General features: G+C 67.3%; 22 protein-coding genes and 1 other RNA gene. 19 read left to right on the forward strand and 4 right to left on the reverse strand.

Features of this window, described 5'->3' with window-relative positions:
• Positions 1-8: 8 nt before the first annotated feature.
• Complete coding sequence (ptsP, locus tag D779_RS08130) at positions 9-2,270, forward strand: phosphoenolpyruvate--protein phosphotransferase (protein ID WP_043752319.1); 2,262 nt, start codon at positions 9-11, stop codon at positions 2,268-2,270.
• A 28-nt stretch (positions 2,271-2,298) separates the two neighbouring features.
• Here ptsP and D779_RS08135 read toward each other — a convergent pair whose 3' ends face one another.
• From D779_RS08135 to D779_RS08150, 4 genes are all read right to left on the reverse strand, one after another.
• The gene (locus D779_RS08135) at positions 2,299-3,705 is read right to left on the reverse strand and encodes an FAD-binding oxidoreductase (RefSeq protein ID WP_081763405.1); all 1,407 of its coding nucleotides are present in this window, start codon (positions 3,703-3,705) and stop codon (positions 2,299-2,301) included.
• Entirely contained in the window at positions 3,692-4,255 is a 564-nt protein-coding gene (locus D779_RS08140; protein ID WP_232424121.1) for a BON domain-containing protein, read from the reverse strand. Before D779_RS08140 ends, D779_RS08135 begins: the two co-directional genes overlap by 14 nt.
• Before the next feature lie 73 nt (positions 4,256-4,328).
• Entirely contained in the window at positions 4,329-4,694 is a 366-nt protein-coding gene (locus D779_RS08145) for a YraN family protein (protein ID WP_043752324.1), read from the reverse strand.
• 57 nt (positions 4,695-4,751) lie between these two features.
• Positions 4,752-6,578, reverse strand: coding sequence for a penicillin-binding protein activator (locus D779_RS08150; RefSeq protein ID WP_043752327.1), 1,827 nt, complete (start codon positions 6,576-6,578; stop codon positions 4,752-4,754).
• Between the two features lie 37 nt (positions 6,579-6,615).
• Here D779_RS08150 and rsmI point away from each other — a divergent pair, with 37 nt between their 5' ends.
• From rsmI to ftsA, 18 genes are all read left to right on the forward strand, one after another.
• Positions 6,616-7,473, forward strand: coding sequence for a 16S rRNA (cytidine(1402)-2'-O)-methyltransferase (gene rsmI / locus D779_RS08155; protein ID WP_043752330.1), 858 nt, complete (start codon positions 6,616-6,618; stop codon positions 7,471-7,473).
• A 94-nt stretch (positions 7,474-7,567) separates the two neighbouring features.
• Positions 7,568-7,938, forward strand: an RNA gene (gene rnpB / locus D779_RS21060) — RNase P RNA component class A.
• A gap of 302 nt (positions 7,939-8,240) precedes the next feature.
• Positions 8,241-8,696 carry a division/cell wall cluster transcriptional repressor MraZ gene (gene mraZ, locus D779_RS08160; protein WP_043752333.1) on the forward strand — a complete coding sequence of 152 codons (456 nt, stop codon included), beginning with the start codon at positions 8,241-8,243 and terminating at the stop codon, positions 8,694-8,696.
• A gap of 36 nt (positions 8,697-8,732) precedes the next feature.
• Positions 8,733-9,695 (forward strand): 16S rRNA (cytosine(1402)-N(4))-methyltransferase RsmH, encoded by a 963-nt coding sequence (gene rsmH / locus D779_RS08165; protein ID WP_094300774.1) that lies wholly within the window; start codon positions 8,733-8,735, stop codon positions 9,693-9,695.
• The gene (ftsL, locus tag D779_RS08170; RefSeq protein ID WP_043752336.1) at positions 9,692-9,982 is read left to right on the forward strand and encodes a cell division protein FtsL; all 291 of its coding nucleotides are present in this window, start codon (positions 9,692-9,694) and stop codon (positions 9,980-9,982) included. Before rsmH ends, ftsL begins: the two co-directional genes overlap by 4 nt.
• Positions 9,969-11,741, forward strand: coding sequence for a peptidoglycan D,D-transpeptidase FtsI family protein (locus D779_RS08175; protein WP_043752339.1), 1,773 nt, complete (start codon positions 9,969-9,971; stop codon positions 11,739-11,741). Before ftsL ends, D779_RS08175 begins: the two co-directional genes overlap by 14 nt.
• Positions 11,738-13,306 carry a Mur ligase family protein gene (locus D779_RS08180; protein WP_052347960.1) on the forward strand — a complete coding sequence of 523 codons (1,569 nt, stop codon included), beginning with the start codon at positions 11,738-11,740 and terminating at the stop codon, positions 13,304-13,306. The genes D779_RS08175 and D779_RS08180 overlap by 4 nt, the downstream gene beginning before the upstream one ends.
• Complete coding sequence (locus D779_RS08185) at positions 13,306-14,667, forward strand: UDP-N-acetylmuramoyl-tripeptide--D-alanyl-D-alanine ligase (protein ID WP_043752343.1); 1,362 nt, start codon at positions 13,306-13,308, stop codon at positions 14,665-14,667. Before D779_RS08180 ends, D779_RS08185 begins: the two co-directional genes overlap by 1 nt.
• A 1-nt stretch (position 14,668) precedes the next feature.
• Entirely contained in the window at positions 14,669-15,751 is a 1,083-nt protein-coding gene (gene mraY, locus D779_RS08190) for a phospho-N-acetylmuramoyl-pentapeptide-transferase (protein ID WP_043752349.1), read from the forward strand.
• 5 nt (positions 15,752-15,756) lie between these two features.
• Positions 15,757-17,154: a UDP-N-acetylmuramoyl-L-alanine--D-glutamate ligase gene (murD, locus tag D779_RS08195; protein WP_052347961.1), complete on the forward strand. Its 1,398-nt coding sequence runs from the start codon at positions 15,757-15,759 to the stop codon at positions 17,152-17,154.
• Positions 17,151-18,347, forward strand: coding sequence for a putative lipid II flippase FtsW (gene ftsW, locus D779_RS08200; RefSeq protein WP_043752353.1), 1,197 nt, complete (start codon positions 17,151-17,153; stop codon positions 18,345-18,347). The genes murD and ftsW overlap by 4 nt, the downstream gene beginning before the upstream one ends.
• Positions 18,332-19,450, forward strand: coding sequence for an undecaprenyldiphospho-muramoylpentapeptide beta-N-acetylglucosaminyltransferase (gene murG / locus D779_RS08205; protein ID WP_043752354.1), 1,119 nt, complete (start codon positions 18,332-18,334; stop codon positions 19,448-19,450). Before ftsW ends, murG begins: the two co-directional genes overlap by 16 nt.
• On the forward strand, positions 19,447-20,877 hold the full coding sequence (gene murC / locus D779_RS08210; RefSeq protein ID WP_043752357.1) for a UDP-N-acetylmuramate--L-alanine ligase: 1,431 nt from the start codon (positions 19,447-19,449) through the stop codon (positions 20,875-20,877). The genes murG and murC overlap by 4 nt, the downstream gene beginning before the upstream one ends.
• Before the next feature lie 31 nt (positions 20,878-20,908).
• Positions 20,909-21,088 (forward strand): hypothetical protein, encoded by a 180-nt coding sequence (locus D779_RS08215; RefSeq protein ID WP_043752360.1) that lies wholly within the window; start codon positions 20,909-20,911, stop codon positions 21,086-21,088.
• Positions 21,085-21,984, forward strand: a complete 900-nt coding sequence (gene murB / locus D779_RS08220; RefSeq protein ID WP_052347986.1) for a UDP-N-acetylmuramate dehydrogenase — start codon at positions 21,085-21,087, stop codon at positions 21,982-21,984. Before D779_RS08215 ends, murB begins: the two co-directional genes overlap by 4 nt.
• Positions 21,981-22,904 (forward strand): D-alanine--D-alanine ligase, encoded by a 924-nt coding sequence (locus D779_RS08225; protein WP_043752363.1) that lies wholly within the window; start codon positions 21,981-21,983, stop codon positions 22,902-22,904. The genes murB and D779_RS08225 overlap by 4 nt, the downstream gene beginning before the upstream one ends.
• A gap of 2 nt (positions 22,905-22,906) precedes the next feature.
• On the forward strand, positions 22,907-23,701 hold the full coding sequence (locus D779_RS08230) for a cell division protein FtsQ/DivIB (RefSeq protein ID WP_052347987.1): 795 nt from the start codon (positions 22,907-22,909) through the stop codon (positions 23,699-23,701).
• A gap of 6 nt (positions 23,702-23,707) precedes the next feature.
• Complete coding sequence (gene ftsA, locus D779_RS08235; protein WP_043752366.1) at positions 23,708-24,943, forward strand: cell division protein FtsA; 1,236 nt, start codon at positions 23,708-23,710, stop codon at positions 24,941-24,943.
• The last annotated feature ends 184 nt before the right edge of the window (positions 24,944-25,127 follow it).

The following is a 25,127-nucleotide window of genomic DNA, read 5'->3' on the forward strand; positions in this document are numbered from 1 at the left end:
CCTCGAACATGCTGGAGTCGCTTCGGCGTATCGTGCAGGAGGTCAACAACGCCCAGGATCTCGAGCAGGCGTTGAACATCATCGTCGGCCGGGTCAAGCAGGCCGTGGGGGCCGACGTCTGTTCGGTCTATCTCAACGATTTCGAGAATCACCGCCATGTCCTGCAGGCGACCGAGGGGCTGCGCGCCGATGCGGTGGGTCGGGTTCGGCTCGAAATGGGGCGTGGTCTGATCGGCCTGGTGAGCGAGCGGGCCGAACCCATCAACCTGGACGACGCGGCCAACCATCCGCGCTACGAATGCATCATCGACACGGGCGAGGAGCGCTATCACGGCTTCCTCGGCGCGCCCATCATCCAGAACCGCAAGGTTCTGGGGGTCCTGGTGCTGCGCCAGCGCCGCCGTCGTCATTTCGGGGAGGACGAGGTCACCTTCGTCATGACCCTGGCCTCCCAGCTGGCCGGGGCCATCACCTTCGCGCGCACCAGCGGCGAGCTGGCCCGACTCCAGGACGATGGCATCCCCCAGCGCTTCCTGCCGGGCCTGGCCGCCTCTCCGGGGATCGGTATCGGCATGGCCGTGGTCGTCTATCCGCCGGCCGATCTCAACGCGGTTCCGGATCGGCGTCCGGACGATCCGGATGCCGAGATGCGCGACTTCCGCCGTGCCGTCGATGATGTGGCCCGGGATCTGGACCGCTTCGCGGCTCGCACCCAGGTGCATCTGAGCGCCGAGGACATGGCGCTCTTCGACGCCTGGCGCCTCATGCTCGAAAGCGACACCCTGATCGACGGCACTCTGTCGCGCATCAGCGGAGGCAACTGGGCGCCCGGTGCCCTGCGCGAGACCATCGCCGAGCATGCCAAGGTGTTCGACAACATGGACGACGCCTATCTGCGCGAGCGTGCCTCGGACGTGCGCGATCTGGGGCGATGCATCCTCATGCATCTGCAGAATCAGACCGCCGCGCCCATCCAGTATCCCGCCCAGACCATCCTGGTCGGCGACGAGATCAGCGCCATGCAGATCGCCGACGTCCCGCGCGAGCGTCTGGTCGGCATCGTCTCGACGACCGGGTCCGGGTCCTCCCACGTCGGCATCCTCGCCCGCGGCATGGGCGTGCCGGCCGCGATGGGCGTCTCGGACCTGCCGGTCAGCCGGATCGAGGGGCGCGAGATGGTGGTGGACGGCTACCGCGGCCGTGTCTACGTCTCGCCGGGGCCGGCCGTGCGTTTCGAGTACCAGCGGCTCGCCGAGGACGACGCGGCCCTGACCAACGAGCTGCAGACCCTGCGCCACCTGCCGGCCGAGACCACCGACGGCTATCTGATTCCGCTCTATCTCAATACGGGGCTGGTGTCCGAGGCGCGTCCGCTGGGGATCGAGGAGTCCGGAGGCGTGGGGCTCTACCGCACCGAACTGCCCTTCATCGTGCGCGACAGCTTTCCGGGCGAGGCGGCCCAGATGGAGAACTATCGGCACGTGCTGGAGCTGTTCGCTCCGCGTCCGGTCACCATCCGTACCCTGGACATCGGCGGCGACAAGCCGCTGCCCTATTTCCCGATGCAGGAGGCCAATCCCTTCCTGGGATGGCGCGGTATCCGCATCACCCTCGATCAGCCCGAGATCTTCCTGACCCAGGTGCGCGCCATCCTGCGCGCGGCGATCGGGCTCGACAATCTGCGTCTGCTGCTGCCCATGATCAGCACGGTCGGCGAGGTGGACGACGCCCTGCTGCTGATCCAGCGCGCCCACGACGAGCTGCTCGAGGAGGGCTATCAGGTCAAGATGCCGCCGATCGGCGTCATGATCGAGGTGCCGGCCGCCGTCTATCAGACCGAGGCGCTGGCACGGCGGGTCGATTTCCTCTCGGTCGGCACCAACGACCTGACCCAGTATCTGCTGGCCGTCGACCGCAACAATCCCCATGTCGCCAAGCTCTACAACGAATATCACCCGGCGGTCCTGCGCGCCCTGCTGCAGATCCTGACCGGGGCCAGGCTGCACGGCCGCGAGGTGAGCGTCTGTGGAGAGATGGCGGGCGATCCGCTGGCGACCTTCCTGCTGCTCGGCATGGGGGTGCACAGCCTCAGCATGGGGGCCGGCGGTCTGCTGCGGGTCAAGCGGGTCATCCGCAGCATCAGCCGGGCGCGGGCACGCGAGGTGCTGAGGGTCGCGCTCGAGTGCGAGGACGCCGGAGCGGTCCGCAGACTGCTGCTGGATGCGCTCGAGGCGGTCGGGCTGGGCGCCCTGGTGCGGCCCGGCAAGTGAGTCGCACGAGCCCTGACGGGCTCGGTTCTCAGCCTTGAGGGAATCCCTTGCCGACATTCAGGATCCCGGCCGGATCGAAGCAGCGCTTGATCTCCGTCATGAGCGCGAGCGCCGCCGGATCCAGCTCCTGACCGACGAAGTCGCGCTTCTCGATCCCCACGCCGTGCTCGCCCGATAGGGTCCCGTCCAGACTCAGCACCAGAGCGAAGACCGCGTCCAGACACTCGGCGGCACGCGCGACCTCGTCCGGGTCGTCCGGGTCGATCAGCAGATTGACATGGATGTTGCCGTTTCCGGCATGGCCGAAATTGACGATGCGGATGCCGGTCGTCCGCGACAGACGCTCGAGCCCTTCGATGAACTCGCCCATGCGCGAGACCGGCACCACCACGTCCTCGTTGATCTTCTTGGGCGCGATGTGACGCAGCGTCGGCGACAGCGCCTTGCGCGTCTTCCACAGGGCCGCGATCTCCTCCTTGCTCTCGGCGCGTCGCAGCTCCAGCAGGCCCGGATTGCGGGCCACCTCGCCGATCGCCGAGACCGATTCCTCGATGCAGGCGGCCGATCCGTCGAGCTCGATCATGAGCACGGCGCCGGCGCCGTCCGGCAGATCGAATTCGGCATAGTGACGGACCATCTCGATCGCCGATCCGTCCATGAACTCCAGCGCGCAGGGGATGATGGGTTGGGCCATGATGGCCGACACGGCCGCGGCCGCGCTGTGGATGTCGCCGTAGGTCGCGCGCAGGGTGCGCTTGGTCTCGGGCAAGGGGGTCAGCTTGAGCGTGGCCTCGGTGATGAGCGCGAGCGTGCCCTCGGAGCCGATGACGAGCCGCGTGAGATCGTATCCGACTACCCCCTTGGTGGTCATGACGCCGGTGCGCAGCGACTCGCCCCGGCCCGTCACCACCCGCAGTCCCAAGGTGCTCTCGCGCGCGGTGCCGTATTTCACCGCCCTCGGGCCGGCCGAGTTGTAGGCGAGATTGCCGCCGATGGTGCAGGTCGCCGCGCTCGTGGGGTCGGGCGGCCAGAAGAAGCCCAGGTCTCCGACCGCCTGCTGCAGCTGGGCGTTGAGGACGCCGGGCTGGACGATCGCCAGACGGTCGTTCGGCAGGATGCGCAGGATGCTGTCCATGCGCTCGAAGGAGAGCACGATGCCACCTCTGTCCGGGACCGTGGCGCCGGTCGTGCCCGTGCCCCGTCCGCGTGCCGTCAGAGGGATGCCGGCATCGCGGCAGAGCGCTACCAGCGCGACGACCTGGGACTCGTCGGTGGCGAACATCACGGCCTGCGGCAGGGCATGGCGCCGGCTGTTGTCGTAGCCGTAGGGCCAGCAGTCCGCCGGGTCGGTGAGCAGTCCGCCGTCGCCGGCGATCCCGGCGAGGGATCGGCGCAGACCGCCGCTGAGCTCGGGGATGGGATTATCTGTATTCAAAGAGCTTGACCACGCGCTCGACGCCCGGAACGTAGCGCACCTTTTCGGTCGCGGCATCCGCTTCCTCCGGGGTGACGAGTCCGAGCAGATAGACGACGCCGTTCTCGGTGACGACCTTGACGCGCGTCGGGTTGAAGTCGGGGAGATCGATCCCGGTCAGGGCCAGCTTGGCGCGGGAGGTGATGTAGAGGTCCTCCGACTCCCGGGACAGGCTGATATTGGGTCCGATGCTGATCTCGTCGATCACCCGTTTGACGCCGGCGATGAGACTGACGAGCTGGGTCGCGTGCCGGGCGACCTCCTCGGATTCGGCCTGGCCGGTCAGCAGAACGGTCTTGTTGTAGCTGGTGACCGAGATTCCGGAGTGACCCTCGATCGATCTGTCCTGCTGCAGGGCATGGATGGCCCGCAGCTCGATCTCCTGATCGGCGAGGAAGACCTGATGCTCGCGTCTGTCGTAGAGCGCCGAGGCGCCGACCGCGGCTCCGCCGACGATCACGGGGCCGCAACCGGCGAGGGAGGATGCGACGAGGCTCGATGCCAGCAACACGGCATGGCGGGTTCGGCGTGACGGAATCCATGCCGTCATGGTGTCCATGAGGTCGGTTGCTGCAGTGGGCGCTCTATGTCGAGTCGAGGGCGAAGGCATGTTGGATCCAGTGGATTCGATGGTGTCCGTCGATGGCGATGACATCGAAGCGGCAGGGTGAGTTGCTCGGATTGATCTTGAGGTAATGTCTGGCCGCCGTGATGAGGCGTTTCTGCTTGCGTCGGTCGACGGTTTCCGCGGCACTGCCGTAGCGATCGGAGCGTCGGAATCGTACCTCAACGAAGACCAGGACCGCACCATCGCGCATGACGAGATCGATCTCGCCGTAGCGGCAGCGGTGGTTTCGCGCGATCGGCCTGAGATTGCGTGCGATCAGGAAGGACTCGGCGAGGCGTTCCGCCTCGGTTCCGATCTCCCTGGTGTCATGCTTCGCCTTCATGGCGTGCCTCAGATCTCTCCCCGGGCCGGCGCGCGGCCAGGCGAGCGGGCCTCTGCGCTATTGGCCGCCGCTGGTGTCGGCGAAGCGCGGGCCTTCGGGGGTGAACTGTCCGAGGGCGAGCTGGCGCTTGATCCGGCCGAGCTTGTCCAGCGAGAGTCCGCCCGTCTGGCCAGGGTAATAGGCGGCCGGGTTCTTGGACAGGTCGGTCAGTCGGGGCGCCAGCCGATAGGCATCGATCCCCATCGCGTAGAGCCGTGCCAGTGGATCCGCCGCGTTCGCGGAGGCGCCCATGAGTGTGCGCCGCGACAGCGGTCCGTTCGCCTCGGTATCCAGCATCCAGGGGATGTCGACGAAATAGAGTCCGATCAGCGGCTTGTCCCGCGACGGATCGAAAGCGCCGGAATAGACGTGGGAGGTCGAGATCACCCTCAGTGGCTTGGAGGCGGTCTGCTGGATCCGCGGGTAGAGATGGCGGGCCGATTCGGCGGTCGCGACCAGGAAGAGTACATCCGGGTCGGAGTCGGTCAGAAGCCTGGTCAGGATCGCGTCATGGTTCGTCTTGCTGGGGTCGTAGGTCGCCTGTCCGGCCAGCGTTCCGCCGAGGTTGCGCCATTGTCGGCGGAAGGCCGAGGCCATGCGGTTGCCCCAGGCACCCGCGGGATAGAGTATGAGGGCGCGTTTGGCACCGGCCGTGAAGGAGGCGGTCGCGGCCTCGCTCGCCTCGTTTTCTGGAGACAATGCGAACTGGAAGAGATTCTCGGCGCGCCGGTTGGAGCGCGTCGCCTGATTCAGGGCCAGGGTCGGGATGCTCAGGTGGCGCGTGCCCAAAAGCGTATTCACCGCGGGTTTCTGCAGAGGGCCGATGACATAGTCGGCCCCGGAGCGAACGGCCCTGGCGTGCATGGCCTGCGCCCCGGATACGTTCGAGCTGTCTTCGAAGTCGAGCTTGGGCGCGTGACCGCCGGTGTCGGCGCGGCGGGCGGCCTCAATGCCCTTTCTGACGGCCCTGGCGGCGGCGGCGAAGCGGCCGCTGCGCGGAAGCATGACGCTCACCCGGTCGCCTTCGGCATAGCCTCCGCTCAGGGTCTCGGCATAGGCCTCTCCCAAGCCCGGCAGGGCGGGGTGTCCGGCATGCTTGCCGCGCCAGGCTCGATAGCCGGATTCGATCCGTTCCGGCGAACTGCCGTGCGTCTTGAAGGCGAGCGCGATCTCTGCCCAGCCTTTCACGGGGCTGCCTCGACTCGACAGATTCTGCAGTTGGGGCTGGGTGAGCATGGTCAGTGTGGATACTAGGAATATCTGATTTTCCAGCCGCTTATCCTTGCTTTCTAGAATTCGGTCCAACTCGGCGAGCGACTCGGCGGCCTGGACCGGCTGGTCGGCGAGACGCTGTGCGGAGGCGAGGGTCCTGAGCCTGCGGGCGGCCAGATCCCTGGGTAGCGCGCTCGACCGCATGCGCTCGAGGAGCGCGATCGACTCGCTGGGGTGGCTCGTCAGCATCGCCAGGTCGGCCTGTTCGAGCAGCATCAGCTGGCGCTGGATCGGCATGAGCGGACCGGCCGACAGGGTATCGATCAATCCCCGAGCCTCGTCCGTGCGACCTCCGGATACATAGGCATGGAGCGCCTTCAATTGCAGTTGCGCGCGTGCGGGCGGCTGGGCTCGGGAGGCGAGCTGCAGATAGCGCTCGGCCGCCTCGATCTTCTTGCCCTTGGCCTCGATGGCGGCCGTCTGCTCCAGTTCGGATTCGGCCACCCCGGCCAGTATCCGGGATTCGTCGAAGGTCGGATTGAGGGCGCAAGCGGACAGGAGCGCCGCTGCGACGAGTGCCATGAGCCACCAGACACTGGACAGATGCGGACGCGCAACGCGATTCTCGGGCATGATTCCGTTCCGTTCGTAGGGCTGTCGGGAGCGTAAAATGCAGCAAACTCGTGGGGTACTATACGTGGTCGCAACGCCGATCGGCAATCTTGCGGATATGTCCGAGCGTGCCCGTAAGATATTGGCCGAGGTCGATTTGATCGCCGCCGAGGATACGCGTCAGACACTGCGTCTGCTGAATCATTGCGGCATTTCGGCGACCCTGGTGTCCTATCACGATCACAACGAGACGAGCGTCTCGCGCCGGCTGCTGGCCGAACTCGAGCAGGGGCGCAACCTGGCTCTGGTGTCGGATGCCGGGACCCCGCTCGTCAGCGACCCGGGCTACAGCCTGGTCAGCGCCGCGCGCGAGCGGAACCTATCCGTGGTGCCCATTCCCGGTCCCAGTGCCGCGATCTGCGCCCTGTCGGCGGCCGGGCTGCCGAGCGACCGTTTCCTCTTTCTCGGTTTTCCGCCGCGCTCCAAGCCGCAACGGCGGACCTGGCTCGATGGGGTCGCCGATGAGCCTGGAACCCTCATCCTCTACGAAAGCGGCAGGCGCGCGGTGGCGACGCTCGCCGACCTGGCCGAGACCTTGGGCGATTCGCGGCGCGTCGTCCTTGCCCGCGAGCTGACCAAGCGCTTCGAGACCTTTCTCTTCGGTTCGGCCTCGGAACTCGCCAGGCGCGTGGAGGAGGACGAGGAGCAGCAGCTGGGCGAGCTGGTGATCCTGGTCGAGGGGCGCGGCTCGGACGGAGAGGACGCGGGTTTGGCCGAGCAGGAGCGGGTCCTGCGTATCCTGTCCGAGTCGCTGCCCTTGAGCCAGTCGGCGGCCTTGGCCGCGCGTCTGACCGGGGCGAAGAAGAATCGTCTCTATCGTCTCGGACTCGAACTCGGCCTGGGGGATGCGGATTGAGGCTTTGCGCTTACCCCCGAGGGTGGAGGTGCAAAGCCGCGAGGTAGAATCCGCCGGTCGGATGGTTGGCCGATTCATGTATACTGCGCGGCTGGGAGTCAGCCAGGCAACCGCTCCGTTCCGATCGGGACGGGGAGGAAAGTCCGGGCTCCATAGGGCAGGGTGCCAGGTAACGCCTGGGGGGCGCGAGTCCACGGAAAGTGCCACAGAAAAGATACCGCCGATCCCGCATTCGTTGCGGGAGGTAAGGGTGAAATGGTGCGGTAAGAGCGCACCGCGCTGGTGGCAACATCAGTGGCAGGGTAAACCCCACCCGGAGCAAGACCAAATAGGGGAACGGCAGCTCAGGCTGCGGCGCGCGGCCCGCGTGCGTTCCCGGGTAGGTCGCTCGAGGCATGCGGCGACGCATGTCCCAGATGAATGGTTGTCCTTCGACAGAACCCGGCTTATCGGCTGACTCCCTCCCTTGCCAGTGCATTTCTCCCTTCGCTCGAACCCTCGCCGGAACACTCCGAAAGTTGTCTGTGACTTAGCCGTTCTTGCTGTGTCGCAACATCAGCTTTTTTTCCCACCTGTTTGAAATTAGTGGTCTTTGTCGAAGTTAGTGTCCGTGCCTAACTTCCGCCTCTAAGTTGCTGACTGTCAAGAATTAAAGCTCGAGGGTTTCTTGACGATGCCCATTCCCACCTCTAACATGGACACCAAGTGGGAGAGAGTGGGGAAACGGGGGGTAAACCGCCAGAGGCGACGTGCCATGGGGGGCGCTGGTGTTCCGGGGGGTTTCCATCGTCAATCTGGATGTCAAGGGACGTCTCGCGATTCCTTCCAGGCATCGCGAGCGTTTGCAGGAGATGTGCGGCTCGCATTTGGTCGTCACGGTGGACCGCGATCGCTGTCTTCTGCTCTATCCGGAGCCTGAATGGGAAGTCATCGAGCGCAAGTTCGCCGCGCTCCCCGCTCTCGATCCCACTGCTCGCTCTCTCCAGCGTCTCTATGTCGGAAATGCACAGGATGTGGACATCGACGCCCAAGGCCGAATCCTGATCCCTCAGTATCTCCGAGACTTCGCCGCCTTGGACAAGCGGGTCGCCTTCGTGGGCCAGGGCGTCAAGTTCGAGCTCTGGGACGAGGATGCCTGGACGGCGCGGAACGAAGCGGCCCTGAACGACGCGGCGATCGGGGATCTGGCCCAGCAGGCCGGGCTCGGTTCGCTGACGCTTTGAAACTGGACGCGTGCCACTGGCGCCCGATGTCCGAACATGACCAACGTGCTGGGAAACGATTTGCCTGGTGATTCTCCGCTGCATACGCCCGTATTACTGGAGGAAAGCGTGTCTGCCCTGGTATGGCATCCGGACGGTATCTATATCGACGGCACCTTCGGTCGTGGCGGGCACAGCCGTGCCATCCTGGAACGGCTCGGGGCCGCCGGCCGCCTGATCGGGATCGATCGCGATCCCGAGGCCGTGGCCGTGGGCGAGGATCTGGCCGCGCGCGACGCACGCTTCTCCATCCATCATGGGCCCTTTTCCTCCATCGGCGATGTCGCGCACCGGACAGGTGTCGCCGGGCGGGTCTGCGGGATATTGCTCGATCTGGGCGTCTCCTCGCCGCAGCTGGATTCGGCCGAGCGCGGTTTCAGCTTCAGCGCGGAGGGTCCGCTCGACATGCGCATGAATCCCGGGTGCGGCATGTCCGCGGCCGACTGGCTCGCGCGCGCCGAGGAATCCGAGATCGCGGCCGTGCTGCGCGATCTGGGCGAGGAGCGTTTCGCCAAGCGGATCGCTCGCGTCCTCGTGGCCGAGCGGGCGGTCGCGCCCATCGTCTCGACCCATCGGCTGGCCGAGCTGGTCGCCCGCGCGGTACCGACCCGCGAGCCTGGCAAGCATCCGGCCACTCGAACCTTCCAGGCCTTGCGCATTCGCGTCAACGACGAATTGGAAGAGGTGCGCGACTGTCTCGGTCAGGTGTGCGGTCTGCTCGCGGATGCCGGCCGTCTGGTGGTCATCAGTTTCCACTCGCTCGAGGACCGTATCGTCAAGCGCTTCATCCGTGACGAGTCGCGCGGACCCCAGCTGCCGAAGGGACTGCCGGTGCAGGCATCGGAGGTTCGGGGGCGCCTGCGGGCGATCGGCAAGCAGGTTCGCCCCTCGGAGGCGGAACTGGCCGTGAACCCCCGGGCGCGCAGTGCCGTGATGCGCGTGGCCGAGCGACTGCCATGACGCGAAGCGGCATCCTCATGCTTTCCTGTCTCGGGCTGGCCGTGATCCTGTCCGCGGTCGAGGTCGTGCACGTCAAGTATCTGACGCGAATCCATTTCGCCCAGCTGCAGGATCTGCGGGCCCAGCGCGACGCGATCGACGTGGAGTGGAACCGGCTGCGGCTCGAGGAGGCGGCGCTCTCGACCCATGCCCGTGTCGAGCGCAAGGCGAGGAACGAGCTGGGCATGTTCGCGCCGCGCTTGAGCGACGTGCTCCTGATCGAGGAGGGCGGTCATGGCCAACGCTAGACGCCGCGGCCGGCGCGTCGCCGAGACCCCGCGCGCCAAGCCGAACCTGCGGCTGCGCCGCCAGCTGATCGTGGGCGGATTGTCGCTGGCCTTCGCCGTGCTGGCGGGTGCGGTCTTCTTCCGCCAGGTGATCGAGACGGATTTCCTCCAGAACGAGGGTCAGCGGCGCTATCTGCGCGACGGCGAGATCGCCGCGCGCCGGGGTGTCATCACCGACCGCAACGGCGAGCCGCTGGCGGTGAGCACGCCGGTCGAGACGGTCTGGGCCGAGCCGCGCAAGCTGGTCGCCCATCTGGACGCTATCGCGCCACTGGCGGCCGCGCTCGATCTGGATGCGGCCGGGCTGCGCCAGAAGATCCAGGACAATGCCGAACGCGGTTTCATGTACATCAAGCGGCGGGTCAGCTTCGACGAGGCGCGCGCCGTCCGCGAGGCGATCGCCGAGCACGGTCTCCAGGGCGTCGATTTCGAGACCGAGTACCGGCGCTTCTATCCGGGGGCCGAGGTCTTCGGGCACGTCATCGGCTTCACCAATATCGAGGATCGCGGTCAGGAGGGACTCGAACTGGAGTACGACGCCCAGCTCGAGGCGGTCCCCGGGCTGCACCGGGTCATCCGCGACGGGCGTCAGCGTATCGTCCAGGAGGTGGAGCAGATTCGTCCTCCGCGTCCGGGCAAGGACCTGGTCCTGAGTCTCGACCGCCGGCTGCAGTTCCTCGCCTACCGCGAGCTGATGGCGGCCGTCAAGGAGCACAAGGCCAAGGGCGGCACCGCGGTTGTCCTGGACGTGGCCACCGGTGAGGTGCTGGCCATGGTCAATCAGCCCGGATACAACCCCAACGGCGACCGCGACGGTGGCAGCGAGCGTCGACGCAACCGCGCCGTGACCGACGTCATGGAGCCGGGCTCGACGGTCAAACCGCTGGTGATCGCCGCCGCGCTCGAGAAGGGGCTGGTCAGTCCCGGCACCCGGATCGCGACCGGACCCGGAGTCCTGCGGGTCGGCAGCAATCTCGTCAAGGACGTGCACAACTACGGGACGCTCGACGTCACGGGCGTCATCACCAAATCGAGCAACGTGGGCTCGGTCAAGATCGCCCAGATGATGGACTATGCCGGGCTCTGGGACATCTACCGCAAGGTCGGATTCGGTCAGCCGACCGGAATCGGATTTCCGGGCGAGACCCGCGGCAGCCTGCGTCATTATTCGCAGTGGCGTCCCTTCGAGCATGCCACCATGGCCTTCGGCTACGGCCTCTCGGTGACGGCGCTGCAGCTGGCCCAGGCCTACGGCGTGCTCGCCGCCGACGGCATCAAGCGCCCCGTCACCCTGCTGAAGCGCGACAGCAACGATCCATCGATGCTGCCGGTGGCCACCCGTGTCCTCAGCGTCGATACCGCGCGCAAGGTTCGTGCAATGATGGAGACCGTGGTCTCCGACAAGGGGACCGCCAGGCGTGCCGAGATCCCCGGCTACCGAGTCGGCGGCAAGACCGGCACGGCCAAGAAGGCATCCGGTTCCAGAGGCTATGGCGGACGCCGCTATCAGTCGGTCTTCGCCGGCTTCGTGCCCGCCGGAAATCCGCGTCTCGTCATGGTGGTAATGGTCGACGAGCCCGGCGGCTCCTCCTATTACGGCGGTCTCGTCGCGGCGCCGGTCTTCCAGCGCGTGATGGAGGGAGCGCTCCGCCTACTCAATGTGCCGCCGGACGATCCGCCGCCTTCCATGCTGCTCGTCCATCGCGGAGGTGCGTCATGATGGCGCTGGCCCGTACCGGCCATGCCTGGCGTCTGGGCGATCTGATGGCTGGACTGCTCGAGCTGCCCGCCGGCTCCGAGCCGGCCGCCGAGCTGCAGGTCCCGGATCTCTCCCTGGATAGCCGCACCCTGATTCCGGGTGCGCTGTTCCTCGCCTGCCAGGGGCGTCGCCGGCATGCGCTCGACTTCGCCGAGGAGGCGAAGCGGCGCGGCGCGGTCGCGATTCTCGCCGAGTCCGGCGCGGGTTGGTCCGCCGATGCGATGCGGGATCTGCAGGATCGTCTCGGTCTGCCGGTGATTCCGGTCGCGCGTCTGTCCTCGCGCTTGAGCGAGATCGCCGATCGTTTCCATGGATCGCCCAGCGCCCGGATCGAGGTATTCGGGATCACGGGCACCAACGGCAAGACCACGGTGGCCCATCTGCTGGCCCAGGCATTGTCGGTCGAACAGCGCTGCGGCCTCATCGGTTCGCTCGGCCAGGGTTTCCCCGGCGATCTGCATCAGCCGCCCGGTCCGGTCCTGGATCCGCTCGCCGTACAGCGGGCGCTCGAGGATCTAGGATCCCGTGGTGCCCAGGGCGTCGCGCTCGAGGTGTCGGCCAGGACGCTCGCCCGGTCTTCACTCTCGGCGGTGCGGATGTCGCACGCACTCTTCACCAATCTCACGCGGGACCGGGATGAGGCCCAGGAAGATATGTTCGCCTATGGCGCGGCCAAGCGCGCCCTGTTCGCGTCCAGCGGATTGGGTTGGGCGGTGTTGAACCTGGACGATCCATTCTCCGAGGACATCCTCGCCGCGCTTACGCCCAAGGTGTCGGTCGCGGCCTACAGCCTGCGTTCGGACGCGTCCCAGCCCGCCCATTGCGACCTCTGGCTGCGCGCGGACGCCATCGAGACCCGGCCGCTGGGTCTGCGTATCCGCATTCATTATTGCGGCGGTTTCGGCCGTGGCGAGGTCGAGCTCGAGGTGGGTCTGGTCGGTCTCTTCAATGTCGCCAACCTGCTGGCGGTGCTCGCCGTCCTCTGCTCCCGCGGGCTGCCGATCGAGCGCGCGGCGCGCGAGTTGTCCCAGGTGCGCGGGGTGCCGGGCCGGATGGAATGTTTCGGCACCCAGGGCACGCCCCAGGTCGTGGTCGATGGCGCCCATACCCCGGACGCGCTGGAGAAGGCACTGGTCAATCTGCGTCTGCACGGCTATCGCCGTGTCATCACCGTCTTCGGCTGCGGAGGCGGGCGCGAGCGGGACAAGCGCCCGCTGATGGGTGCCATCGCCGAGCGGCTGAGCGAGCAGCTCATTCTGACGGACGACAATCCGCGCCACGAGTCGGGGGAAGGCATCATCGACGACATCCGCGCCGGTCTGTCGGACCCGCAGTCGGTGCGGGTGGAGCGCCAGCGCGGGCTCGCCATCCGCAGGGCCATCGCCCTGGCGGGCACGACCGATGCCGTGCTGGTCGCCGGAAAGGGGCAGGAAACTCAGCAGGACATGGGCGATCTCAGGGTGCATTTCAGCGATCGCGCCCAGGTCGTCGAGGCCCTGCGCGAATGGCGGGAGGGACATCACTGATGTGGACGCTAGCCGAGGCGGTCGCACGAGCCGGGGGCGCGCTTCAGGGTGCGGATCTCGCCTTCACGGGTGTCGGAACCGATTCGCGGGCCGATTGCTCGGGTCAATTGTTCATCGCCCTGCGCGGGGAGCGCTTCGATGGTCACCTCTATGTCGAGGCGGCAAAGCGTGCCGGCGCCGTGGCCGCGATGGTGGATCATCCGCTCGATCTGGATCTGCCGCAGTGGGTGGTGCCGGATACCCGCCTGGGTCTCGGTCGTTTGGCGGCGGCCTGGCGGGACCGCTTCCGGGGGCGCATCGTCGCCGTCACCGGAAGCAACGGCAAGACCACGGTCAAGGAGATGCTCGCGGCCATCCTCGGACGAGCCGGCCGGGTGCGCGCCACTCGTGGGAACCTGAACAACGACATCGGCATGCCCTTGACCCTGCTTCAGGCGCGCGACGAGGACTATCTGGTTCTGGAGATGGGCGCCAACCACCATGGCGAGATCGGTTACATGACCGACATCGCCCGTCCGGACGTGGCCCTCATCACCAATGCCGGCCGCGCCCATCTGGAGGGTTTCGGCAGTCTGGAGGGTGTGGCGCGCGCCAAGGGCGAGATCGCCCGCGGTCTGTCTCCCGGCGGGACCTTCGTGGTGGCCGGCGATTCACCCTTCATCGGGCTCTGGCGCGAGCTGGCCGGCGAACGCTCCCTGTTCAGTTTCGGAATGGAGCCGGGCGCGTCGGATCTGAGTGCCGACCCCGGTTCCGTGAGCGTCGCCTGGGACGAGGAGGGGTTTCGCACCCGGTTCACGGCGCTTCGGGGCGGGGCGAAGATTCCGGTCCAGCTGCGTCTGGCCGGCCGGCACAACGTCCGCAACGCCCTGGCCGCCGCATCCGCGGCGCTGGCTTTGGGGGTCGAGGTCGAGAGGATCCAGGAGGGGCTGGTCGGACTGCTGCCGGTCAAGGGGCGCCTCTGTCCGCGTTCCTGCTCCGGGCTGTCGCTGATCGACGATACCTACAACGCCAACCCGGACTCGATCGCCGCGGCCGTTCAGGTCCTGATGGATCTGGATGGCAGGCGCTGGCTGGTCCTTGGCGATCTCGGCGAACTGGGCGCGGATTCCGCCCAGCTGCACCGGGAGATCGGGGCCATGGCCCTGGACGCGGGCGTCGATCGTCTGGCCACCGTCGGCACCCTGACCGCCGGGGCCAGCGAGGCCTTCGGCCCGGGGGCGCGGCATTTTTCCGAGCAGGGGGCGCTGATTCAGTATCTGCGTTCCGAACTGGGTCCCGAAGATCGGATCCTGGTCAAGGGTTCGCGCACGGCGCGAATGGAATTGGTCGTAGAGGCGCTGTGCGCCGAGGTAGGTCGTTAGGATGTTGCTGTATCTGACTGAGTGGCTGGCCGAGATCCATAGCGGCTTCGATGTCTTCCGCTATCTGACCCTGCGGGCGATTCTCGGCGTCCTCACGGCACTCTCGATCGCCCTGATCGTCGGCCGGCCCATGATCCGCCGGCTGCGCGCCTACAAGATCGGACAGACCGTGCGCGACGACGGTCCTCAGAGCCATCTGTCCAAGTCCGGTACCCCGACCATGGGCGGGGCGCTCATCCTGGTGGCGGTCGGGGTCGCCACACTGCTGTGGTCGGATCTGAGCAACCACTATGTCTGGATCGTGCTGCTGACCACATTGGCCTTCGGCGCCATCGGTCTGGTCGACGACTACAAGAAGCTGGTCAAGCGCGACCCGCGCGGCCTGATCGCGCGCTGGAAATATTTCTGGCAGACGGTCGCCGGCTTCGTCGCGGCCGTCGCACTCTATGTCACGGCCTCCTCTCCGGCCGAGACGGCGCTGCTGATCCCCTACGCCAAGAGTCTGTCGATCCAGCTGGGTCCCTGGTTCATCCTTCTGACCTATTTCGTCATCGTGGGCGCGAGCAACGCGGTCAATCTGACCGACGGGCTCGACGGTCTGGCCACCATGCCCACGGTGCTGGTCGCCGGGGCCCTGGCCATCTTCGTCTATGCGGCCGGGCACGTGCAGATCGCCAACTATCTGCTGATCCCGCATATCCCGGAGGTCGGCGAGCTCGTCATCTTCTGCGGCGCCCTGGTCGGCGCCGGGCTCGGATTCCTCTGGTTCAACGCCTATCCCGCCCAGGTCTTCATGGGCGACGTCGGCGCACTGGCGCTGGGGGCCGCGCTTGGGGTGGTGGCGGTGGCGGTGCGTCAGGAGCTGGTGCTCTTCATCATGGGCGGCGTCTTCGTCGCCGAGACCCTGTCCGTCATGCTCCAGGTGATGTCGTTCAAGCTGACCGGCAAGCGCATCTTCCGGATGGCGCCGCTGCATCACCATTTCGAGCTCAAGGGCTGGCCCGAGCCGCGCGTCATCGTCCGTTTCTGGATCGTGACCGTGGTCCTGGTCCTGATCGGTCTGGCGAGTCTCAAGATTCGGTGAGCCATATGCAGGTCGAACTGGAAACGGCATCCGACATGGCGTCCGGGCGGCAGGGCAAGACCCTGGTGGTGGGGCTCGGCAAGACCGGTCTCTCATGCGCCCGCTATCTGCGTTCGCAGGGCGTCCTCGCGGCCGTGACCGATTCGCGTCCACGGCCGCCCGGGCTGGACGATCTGCGCGAGCGGATGCCCGAGCTCGCCGTCTTCGTCGGGGGCTTCGATCCGGAGGTCTTCGCCGCGGCGACCCAGCTGGTGGTCAGCCCAGGCGTGCCGGTCTCCGAGCCCCTGATCCAGCAGGCGATCGCCCGCGGCGTCCCGGTCATCGGCGACGTCGAGCTGTTCGCGCGCGCGGCGCGCGCGCCCATCTGCGCCATCACCGGCTCCAACGGCAAGAGCACGGTGACGACGCTGCTCGGTCTGATGGCGCGCCTGGCCGGTCGCCGCGTGGCGGTCGGGGGTAATCTCGGCGAGCCGGTCCTGGACCTGCTCGATCCGGCCGCGGATCTCTACGCGATCGAGCTGTCGAGCTTTCAGCTGGAGACCACGCCCGGACTGCGGGCCGACGTGGCCGTGGTGCTGAACGTCTCGGCGGATCACCTCGACCGCTATCCGGATCTGGATGCCTATGCCGAGACCAAGGCCGCCATCTATCGGGGGGCGCGGGTCGCGGTCGTCAATCGGGACGATCCTCGGGTCCTCGCCATGCGCCGCGAGTCCGAGCGCGAGATCGGCTTCACCCTGGGCGAGCCGGGGCCGGACGATCTGGGACTGATGCCTCACGCGGCGTCCGCCGGAGATTCCGAGACCCCCTGGATCTTCCATGGCCAGGATCCGCTGATGCCGGCCTCCGAGGTCGCCATTCCGGGGCGGCACAATCTGGCCAACGCACTGGCGGCGCTCGCCCTGGCGTCGGCCTGCGGGATTCCTGCCGGGCCGGCCTGCGAGGCGCTCCGCACCTTCCCGGGCCTGCCGCACCGCAGCGAGCTGGTCGCCGAGCGCGACGGCGTGCGCTGGTACGACGATTCCAAGGGCACCAATCCGGGCGCGACCGTCGCGGCGCTGGCCGGTCTGATTCCCGAGGAGGGCGACGGCAAGGTGGTGCTGATCGCCGGCGGAGCGGGCAAGGGCGCGGATTTCCAGCCGCTGCTGGATCCGGTCCGCCGCGCCGCGCGCGCGGTGGTCCTGATCGGGCGCGATGCGCCGGCGATCGAGCGCGTCCTCGCGGGTGCGGTGCCCTTGGTCCATGCGGTCGACATGGCGGACGCGGTGCGTCGGGCCGCCGAGTTGGCCCGGTCCGGAGACTCCGTGCTCCTGTCTCCCGCCTGCGCCAGCCTCGACATGTTCGACAACTACGAGCATCGCGGAAGGGTGTTCGCCGACACGGTGCGGAGGCTCCTGTCATGACCGCGGCCGTGCGCACCCGGCGTTCCGGGCCTCGCCGGCGCGAGCGGGCCCTGCCGATGGACTATCCATTGCTGGTCTGTGCCCTGGGGCTGCTGGCGTTCGGCTTCGTCATGGTCGCCTCGGCCTCCATGTCGATCGCCGAGAACTGCTGTCACGATCCTTTCTATTACATCATGCGTCACGGTCTGGCCCTCGGGCTCGCCTTGACCGCGGGTCTTCTGACCTATTTCGTTCCGCTGGATGCCTGGGAACGGCTCGGGACCCTGCTCATCCTGCTCGGAATCGCCGTGCTGGTGCTGGTCCTGGTTCCGGGAATCGGCCGCACGGTCAATGGCGCGACCCGCTGGATTCCGCTCGGTCCCTTGAATCTTCAGCCATCCGAGTTCCTCAAGCTGTTCGCGGTCATCTATGTCTCGGGCTATCTGGTCCGGCATGCCGAGTCCGTCGCGAACGATCTCTCGGGATTCATCCGGCCGATGATCCTGGTCGGCGTCGCGGCGGCTCTGATTCTGATGCAGCCCGATTTCGGCACCACGGCGGTCATGCTGGCGACCGTGATGGGTCTGCTCTTCCTCGGCGGGGTGAGCATCCTGCCCTTCGTCTTCCTCATCGGCGTGGTCGGGGTCGGGCTGGTCGCGCTGGTGATCCTGTCGCCCTATCGCTGGGCGCGGGTGACCTCCTTCCTCAATCCCTGGGAGGATCCCTTCAATTCGGGCTATCAGCTGAGTCAGGCGCTGATCGCCTTCGGCCGCGGCGAATGGTTCGGCGTGGGGCTCGGCAACGGTATCCAGAAGCAGTTCTTCCTGCCCGAGGCCCATACGGACTTCCTCGCCTCCGTGATCGGCGAGGAATTCGGGCTGGTCGGCATGCTGGTTCTGATCGCGGCCTTCGCCTTCATCGTCTCGCGCGCCTTCGCCATCGGGGTGCGGGCCGAGATCCTGGAGACGCGCTTCGCCTCCTATGTGGCGCAGGGGATCGGGCTCTGGCTGGGTCTGCAGGCCTTCGTCAACATCGGCGTGAACGTCGGGCTGCTTCCCACCAAGGGCCTGACGCTGCCGTTCCTGAGCTATGGCAGCAACAGTCTCATCGTCGGCTGCATGGCGATCGCGCTCCTGCTGCGTATCGATGTCAACGTCCGTCAGCAGGAATCGGACGCCAGATTGAAACGGGGGGTGAAATGGGTCCGAGCATAGGCGTCATGGCCGGAGGGACCGGCGGGCATGTCTTCCCGGCGCTGGCGGTGGCCGAGACGCTGCGTGCCCAGGGTGCCCGTGTGTTCTGGATCGGCACGCATCGCGGCATGGAGTCGCGTTTGGTGCCGGATCACGGCTTCGAGATGGAGTGGGTCGGCATCGAGGGCGTGCGGGGCAAGTCGCTCGGCCAGATGTTGAAGGCGCCTTTCCGCCTGACGAGCGCCATGCTGCAGGCCCGCCGCATCCTCGCGCGCCGCGAGGCCGATCTGGTGCTCGGCATGGGCGGCTTCGTCTCGGGTCCCGGCGGTCTGGCCGCGCGGGCCTCGGGACTGCCCCTGGTGATCCACGAGCAGAACTTCGTGCCCGGCATGACCAACCAATGGCTGGCGCGTGTCGCCAGCGCCGTGTTCGAGGCATTCCCTGGAAGCTTCCCGGCCTCGCGCCGCGCCATCGCGACGGGCAATCCGGTGCGCCAGTCCATCCTGGACCTGCCGGAGCCCCGGGCGCGCCTCGCCGCGCGCGGCGGTGCGCCGCGCCTGCTGGTGCTCGGCGGTTCGCTCGGGGCCAAGGCCTTGAACGAGACGGTTCCGTCCGCCGTGGCCGCCCTTCCGGAGGGCAAGCGTCCCGAGATTCGCCATCAGGCCGGCGAGCGGACGCTGGAGACCGCGCGCGAGGCCTATCGCTCCGCGGGCGTCGCGGCGGATGTGACGCCCTTCATCCGCGACATGGCCGAGGCCTATGCCTGGGCCGACCTGGTGGTGTGTCGTGCCGGCGCGCTGACCGTGTCCGAGCTGGCCGCGGCCGGCGTGCCCTCGGTCCTGGTTCCCTATCCCTTCGCGGTGGACGACCACCAGGTCGGCAACGCCCGCTATCTCGCCGACGCGGGCGCGGCGCGTCTGGTCGTTCAGCGCGACCTGACCCCGGCCGGGTTGACCGCGCTGCTCGCCGAGCTGCTCGGCGATCGCGCCCGTCTGTTCCAGATGGCCGAGACGGCACGGGGATTGGCCCAGCCGGAGGCGGCCGAGCGGATCGCCGCGGCGTGCATGCATCTGTCCAAGGGTGGGGCTCAGGGTGGCCTTTCGCATATGGAGGCCGGCCGATGAATGCGCATCTCCAGCATACGGCGGCGCGCATGGGGCGGGTGCGGCGTCTGCACTTCATCGGGATCGGCGGGTCCGGCATGAGCGGCATCGCCGAGCTCATGGCCAACCTGGGATACGAGGTGGCCGGTTCGGACCTGCGCGCCAGCGACGTGACGCGCCGACTCCAGGAGCTGGGGATCGAAGTGCATATCGGTCATCGTGCCGAGCAGGTGGTGGACGCCGATGCGGTGGTGGTCTCGACCGCTATCGACGAGCTCAACCCGGAGATCCGGCAGGCCCGCGAGTCGCGCATTCCCATCGTGCGCCGTGCCGAGATGCTGGCCGAGCTGATGCGCTTCTATTACGGCGTCGCGGTTGCCGGTACCCATGGCAAGACGACCACCACCAGTCTGGTCGCGAGCATCCTGGTCGAGGCCGGATTGGATCCGACCTTCGTCATCGGCGGCCGTCTGACCAGCGCCGGCACCAACGCCAAGCTGGGAACGACCAAGTATCTGGTCGCCGAGGCCGACGAGAGCGACGCCTCCTTCCTCTATCTGCAGCCCATGATCGCCATCGTCACCAATATCGATGCCGATCATATGGTGACCTACGGCAACGACTTCGCCCGGCTGCGCCAGACCTTCATGGAATTCCTGCATCACCTGCCCTTCTACGGCTTGGCGGTACTCTGTATCGACGACGACGAGGTTCGCGCCCTGCTGCCCACGGTCGCGCGTCCGGTGCGAACATACGGCACCCGCGAGGAGGCCGACGTCCGGGCGACCGACATCCATCAGGAGGGCATGCGCACCATCTTCCGCGTCCATTGCCCCGAATTCGGACGGCCTCTGACCGTCGACATGAATCTCCCGGGGCGCCACAACGTGCTGAATGCCCTGGCGGCCATCTGCGTCGCCCTGGAGCTGGGCGTGGAGGAGGAGCCGATCCGCCGGGCGCTGTGCGGATTCCAGGGTGTGGGACGGCGTTTCGTCACCAGCGAGGTGACCGATCCGCAGGGACGCCGTCTGCTGGTGGTGGACGACTACGGCCATCATCCGCGCGAACTGGCGGCGACCCTGGCGGCGGCCCGCGCCGGCTGGCCCGGCCGGCGTCTGGTGCTGGTCTTCCAGCCCCATCGCTATTCGCGTACCCAGGAGCAGTTCGAGGACTTCGTCGAGGTGCTCTCGACCCCGGATGCCCTGATCCTCTGCGACGTCTATCCGGCGGGCGAGACGCCCATTGCCGGAGCCGACGGACGCTCGCTGAGCCGGGCCATCCGCATGCGCGGCGAGCTGGAGCCGATCTTCGCCCAGACGATCGATGCCGTGCCCGGTCTGCTGGCGAATCTGATCCAGGATGGCGACATGCTGCTGGTGGCGGGGGCGGGCGACATCGGCGGCGTGGCCGCGCGTCTGCCCACCATGCTCGCGGAGGGGCTCGAATGATCCGTCTCATGTGTCGTCGCGGGAGGGGGGCATGATGCGAAGATCCCTGATTCGCCGTCTGCTCATGGGGTGCGGAGAGCCTCTGCGGGCCATCAACTCGGGGGGGGCGGCGCGTTCCTTCGATCGCCCGCTCGTCGAGCGGCCTCGGACGCGCACCGCATCCGATCAGGAGTCGACCGGCGTCTGTCGCGGTCGGGAGTGGTGGCGATGAAGGGGCTGGACATGAACGGGCTGCGCGGCGAGCTGCGACTCGACGAGCCGCTGGCCGGCCATACGACCTGGAGGGTCGGCGGTCCCGCGCGCCGTTTCTATCGTCCGGCCGATGTCGAGGATCTGGTCCGCTTCCTGTCCCGTCTGGACGAAGGCGAGCCGCTGCTGTGGCTGGGGCTCGGCAGCAACGTCCTGATCGCGGATCGCGGTTTCGAGGGCACGGTGATCCATACCCAGGGCTGTCTGAGCCGATTGGAGCGGCGCGGCGACACGGGGATCCATGCCGAGGCCGGAACCTCATGCGCCAAGCTGGCGCGGTTCGCGGCACGCCTGGATCTGGTCGGCGTCGAGTTCCTGGCCGGGATTCCCGGCACCATGGGCGGCGCGCTCGCCATGAACGCCGGTGCCTGGGGTGGGGAGACCTGGAGCTCGGTGCTGAGCGTGCGCACCATCGATCGGCACGGCCGCATCCGCGAGCGTGGTCCGGAGGACTTCCGCATCGGCTATCGCGAGGTGAGGGGACCCGAGGGCGAATGGTTCCTCGACGTGGATCTGCAGCTGGCCCCGGGCGACGGCGAGGCGGCCATGGCGCGTATCCGCGAGCTGCTGGAGCGCCGTTCGGCCACCCAGCCGACCGGTCTGCCGAGCTGCGGATCCGTATTCCGCAATCCGCCCGGCGATCACGCCGCCCGGCTCATCGAGTCGCAGGGCCTCAAGGGGTACAGCATCGGCGGCGCCCAGGTGTCGCCCAAACATGCCAATTTCATCATCAACACCGGGGGGGCGACGTCTTCGGACATCGCCGGCCTCATCGCCCACGTACAAGATATGGTCGAATCGCGGACCGGAATCCGTCTGGTTCCCGAGGTTCGGCGCATCGCTGGAGACCCTGCATGAGCATCGACGCGACCGGAGCAGCCCGGTTCGGAAAGGTGGCCGTCCTCCTGGGCGGCACGGCGGCGGAGCGCGAGATCTCGCTCAAGAGCGGCAAGGCGGTGCTGGATGCGCTGCTGCGCTCTGGCGTCGATGCCCATCCGCTGGATCCGGACGCCGAGATCCTGAATCGTCTGAGTGCCGATGCCTTCGATCGCGCCTTCATCGTCCTGCACGGACGCGGCGGAGAGGACGGTCAGATCCAGGGCGCGCTGGAGACCGTCGGTCTGCCATACACGGGATCCGGCGTGCTCGGTTCCGCCTTGGGAATGGACAAATATCGCTGCAAGCTGCTCTGGGCCGGATGCGGTCTGCCGACGGCCGATTTCGTGCTCCTGCGCGGCGCGGAGGATCTTTCGGCGGCCGCCGATCTGGGCTTTCCGCTCATGATCAAGCCGGTCCACGAGGGGTCGAGCATCGGCATGGCCCGGGTCGAGGGCCGTGACGAGCTCGAACGGGCCTGGCGCAGTGCGGCGGATTTCGATTCGCTGGTGCTGGCCGAGCGCTGGATCCAGGGCGCCGAATACACCTGCGCCATTCTGGGGCGTGAGGCCCTGCCGCTGATCCGGCTGGAGACCCCGAACGCCTTCTACGATTTCGAGGCCAAATACCGGGCCGACAGCACCCGCTACCACTGTCCCTGCGATCTGTCCGAGGACGAGGAGTCGCGGCTGCAGGGGTTGGCGCTGGAGGCATTCGAGGCGGCTGGGGCGAGCGGCTGGGGTCGCGTCGATTTCATGGTCGACGGTGACGGACGCCCCTTCCTGCTCGAGATCAACACGGTTCCTGGCATGACGGATCACAGCTTGGTGCCGATGGCGGCACGGGTCGCCGGGATCGATTTCGATACCCTGGCGTGGCGGATCCTGGAGACGAGTCTCTGAACGTGAAGACGACGCGGCCAGTCGAGTCCCGGTCGGCATCCGAGCCTTCTGCATGGCGTGCGCGTCTGCTCGCCCTGCTGGGGTTGACGCTGTTCGGCGCCACGGCCTCCGCGGTCTGGCTGTTCGGTTACTGGGAGCCGCGACTGCTGCCGATCCTGGTGATCGAGGTCCAGGGCGAGCTGCATCACCACTCGTCGGAGCTGCTGCAGCAGACCATCAGCGAGCGACTGCACGGCGGCATCCTGACCGCCGACCTGGCCGATCTCAAGTCCGCCGCGGAGGCGCTTCCCTGGGTGGGGCATGCCAGCCTGCGGCGGGTCTGGCCGGATCGGCTGCAGGTGCGGGTCGAGGAACACCGCCCGCTCGCGCGCTGGAACGGCGACGGCCTGGTGACGGCCGATGGGATCGTCTTCCATCCGCTATCGCGTACCATCCCGGCCGGTCTGCCGCTGCTCGAGGGCGACGACAAGCGGGCGCCCGAGGTCGCCAAGCGGTATCAGCGATGGCGGGACGATCTGATGCTGGTGGGACACCTGATCCAGAGCCTGTCGGTCGATCCCCGTGGCGACTGGCGTGTCGGACTGGTGATGGGTACCGAATTGCGGCTCGGCACGGGTTCGGTCGACGAGCGGCTCGCGCGCTTCATCTCCAGCGCCCAGCAGCTCGAGGCCGCCGGCCGGCCACTGGTGGTGGACCTGCGCTACAGCAACGGGTTCGCCGTGAAATGGGCACCTGACGCGAGCCCTCAGGCTCGCGCGAATTCGGATCGCTCCAAGCGGTCCGGCAATCGAGGATAAATCTGGATGTCGCGACGCAACGACAAGAATCTGCTGGTTGGTCTGGATATCGGCACCTCGAAGATCGCCGCCCTGGTCGGCGAGCTCAAGGACGACGACCAGATCGAGATCATCGGCATCGGGACTCACCCTTCGCGCGGCCTGAAGAAGGGCGTCGTCGTGGACATCGAGTCCACGGTCCAGTCGATTCAGCGCGCGGTGGAGGAGGCCGAGCTGATGGCCGGCTGCGAGATCCATTCGGTCCATGCCGGCATCGCTGGCAGCCATGTCCGCAGCCTCAATTCGCACGGCATCACGGCCATCAAGGAGGTCGAGGTCACCCAGGCCGACGTGGATCGGGTCATCGACGCGGCGCGCGCGGTCGCCATCCCGGCCGATCAGAAGATCCTGCACATCCTGCCGCAGGAATTCATCATCGACGACCAGGAGGGCATCCGCGAGCCCATCGGCATGTGCGGTGTACGGCTCGAGGCAAGGGTACACATGGTGACCGGCGCGGTCAGCGCGGCCCAGAACATCATCAAGTGCATCCGCCGCTGCGGCCTGGAGGTCGACGATCTGGTCCTCGCCCAGCTGAGCTCCAGCTATTCGGTGCTCGGCGAGGACGAGAAGGAGCTAGGGGTCTGCGTGGTGGACATCGGCGGCGGGACCACGGATCTGGCCGTCTTTACCGACGGTGCCATCCGTCATACCGCCGTCATCCCGATCGCCGGCGATCAGGTGACCAACGACATCGCCGTGGCCCTGCGCACGCCGACCCAGCATGCCGAGCAGATCAAGGTCCAGCATGCCTGTGCGCTCACCCAGCTGGCGGCCAACGGCGAGTCCATCGAGGTGCCGAGCATCGGCGATCGCCCGCCCCGGCATCTCTCGCGCCAGACCCTGGCCGAGGTGGTCGAGCCGCGCTACGAGGAGCTGCTCACGCTCCTGCACAACGAGCTGCGGCGCAGCGGTTTCGAGGACCTGATCGCCGGGGGCGTGGTCCTCACCGGCGGCAGCGCCAAGATGCAGGGCCTGATCGATCTGGCGGAGGAGGTCTTCCACATGCCGGTGCGGCTGGGGGTTCCTCAGTACGTGATCGGCATGGAGGAGGTCGTCGACAATCCAATACACTCGACGGGTGTGGGGCTTTTGATGTATGCGCGCCAGCATCGTTTCGCGCGCCGTCCGGAGCTGGCCGAGAATCTCGGTCTCAAGGCGACCTGGGCGCGGATGCGCAATTGGTTTCAAGGCAATTTCTGAGGAATCGGACGATGCGGCTCGGTGCCCATTCGCATCCAGTTCGGTTCCCTGCTCGGCAGTGCGATGACGCTGTCGGGCGACGGGCAACATCGCGGGGCCTCTCGTCGGGTCTCGTCGTGATGGATCGGCCGCGCGGTGTCAGGCGGTCTCAAGGTCGGGACGTGTCGGGCGTCCTGGCCGTGTC

Origin of the sequence: Imhoffiella purpurea, from assembly GCF_000585215.1 — a bacterium.
Taxonomy (GTDB): Bacteria; Pseudomonadota; Gammaproteobacteria; order Chromatiales; family Chromatiaceae; genus Imhoffiella; species Imhoffiella purpurea.

What these genes read in the sequence shown, in the direction of transcription:
- murC (WP_043752357.1), top strand. Translation starts at nt 19,447, where the DNA reads ATGAATGCGCATCTCCAGCATACGGCGGCGCGCATGGGGCGGGTGCGG.
- D779_RS08150 (WP_043752327.1), bottom strand. Translation starts at nt 6,578, where the DNA reads ATGCCCGAGAATCGCGTTGCGCGTCCGCATCTGTCCAGTGTCTGGTGG.
- ftsA (WP_043752366.1), top strand. Translation starts at nt 23,708, where the DNA reads ATGTCGCGACGCAACGACAAGAATCTGCTGGTTGGTCTGGATATCGGC.
- murG (WP_043752354.1), top strand. Translation starts at nt 18,332, where the DNA reads ATGGGTCCGAGCATAGGCGTCATGGCCGGAGGGACCGGCGGGCATGTC.
- murD (WP_052347961.1), top strand. Translation starts at nt 15,757, where the DNA reads ATGCAGGTCGAACTGGAAACGGCATCCGACATGGCGTCCGGGCGGCAG.
- rsmH (WP_094300774.1), top strand. Translation starts at nt 8,733, where the DNA reads ATGACCAACGTGCTGGGAAACGATTTGCCTGGTGATTCTCCGCTGCAT.
- D779_RS08145 (WP_043752324.1), bottom strand. Translation starts at nt 4,694, where the DNA reads ATGAAGGCGAAGCATGACACCAGGGAGATCGGAACCGAGGCGGAACGC.
- ftsL (WP_043752336.1), top strand. Translation starts at nt 9,692, where the DNA reads ATGACGCGAAGCGGCATCCTCATGCTTTCCTGTCTCGGGCTGGCCGTG.
- D779_RS08180 (WP_052347960.1), top strand. Translation starts at nt 11,738, where the DNA reads ATGATGGCGCTGGCCCGTACCGGCCATGCCTGGCGTCTGGGCGATCTG.
- murB (WP_052347986.1), top strand. Translation starts at nt 21,085, where the DNA reads ATGAAGGGGCTGGACATGAACGGGCTGCGCGGCGAGCTGCGACTCGAC.
- D779_RS08185 (WP_043752343.1), top strand. Translation starts at nt 13,306, where the DNA reads ATGTGGACGCTAGCCGAGGCGGTCGCACGAGCCGGGGGCGCGCTTCAG.
- ptsP (WP_043752319.1), top strand. Translation starts at nt 9, where the DNA reads ATGCTGGAGTCGCTTCGGCGTATCGTGCAGGAGGTCAACAACGCCCAG.
- D779_RS08215 (WP_043752360.1), top strand. Translation starts at nt 20,909, where the DNA reads ATGATGCGAAGATCCCTGATTCGCCGTCTGCTCATGGGGTGCGGAGAG.
- D779_RS08175 (WP_043752339.1), top strand. Translation starts at nt 9,969, where the DNA reads ATGGCCAACGCTAGACGCCGCGGCCGGCGCGTCGCCGAGACCCCGCGC.
- rsmI (WP_043752330.1), top strand. Translation starts at nt 6,616, where the DNA reads ATGCAGCAAACTCGTGGGGTACTATACGTGGTCGCAACGCCGATCGGC.
- D779_RS08225 (WP_043752363.1), top strand. Translation starts at nt 21,981, where the DNA reads ATGAGCATCGACGCGACCGGAGCAGCCCGGTTCGGAAAGGTGGCCGTC.
- ftsW (WP_043752353.1), top strand. Translation starts at nt 17,151, where the DNA reads ATGACCGCGGCCGTGCGCACCCGGCGTTCCGGGCCTCGCCGGCGCGAG.
- mraY (WP_043752349.1), top strand. Translation starts at nt 14,669, where the DNA reads ATGTTGCTGTATCTGACTGAGTGGCTGGCCGAGATCCATAGCGGCTTC.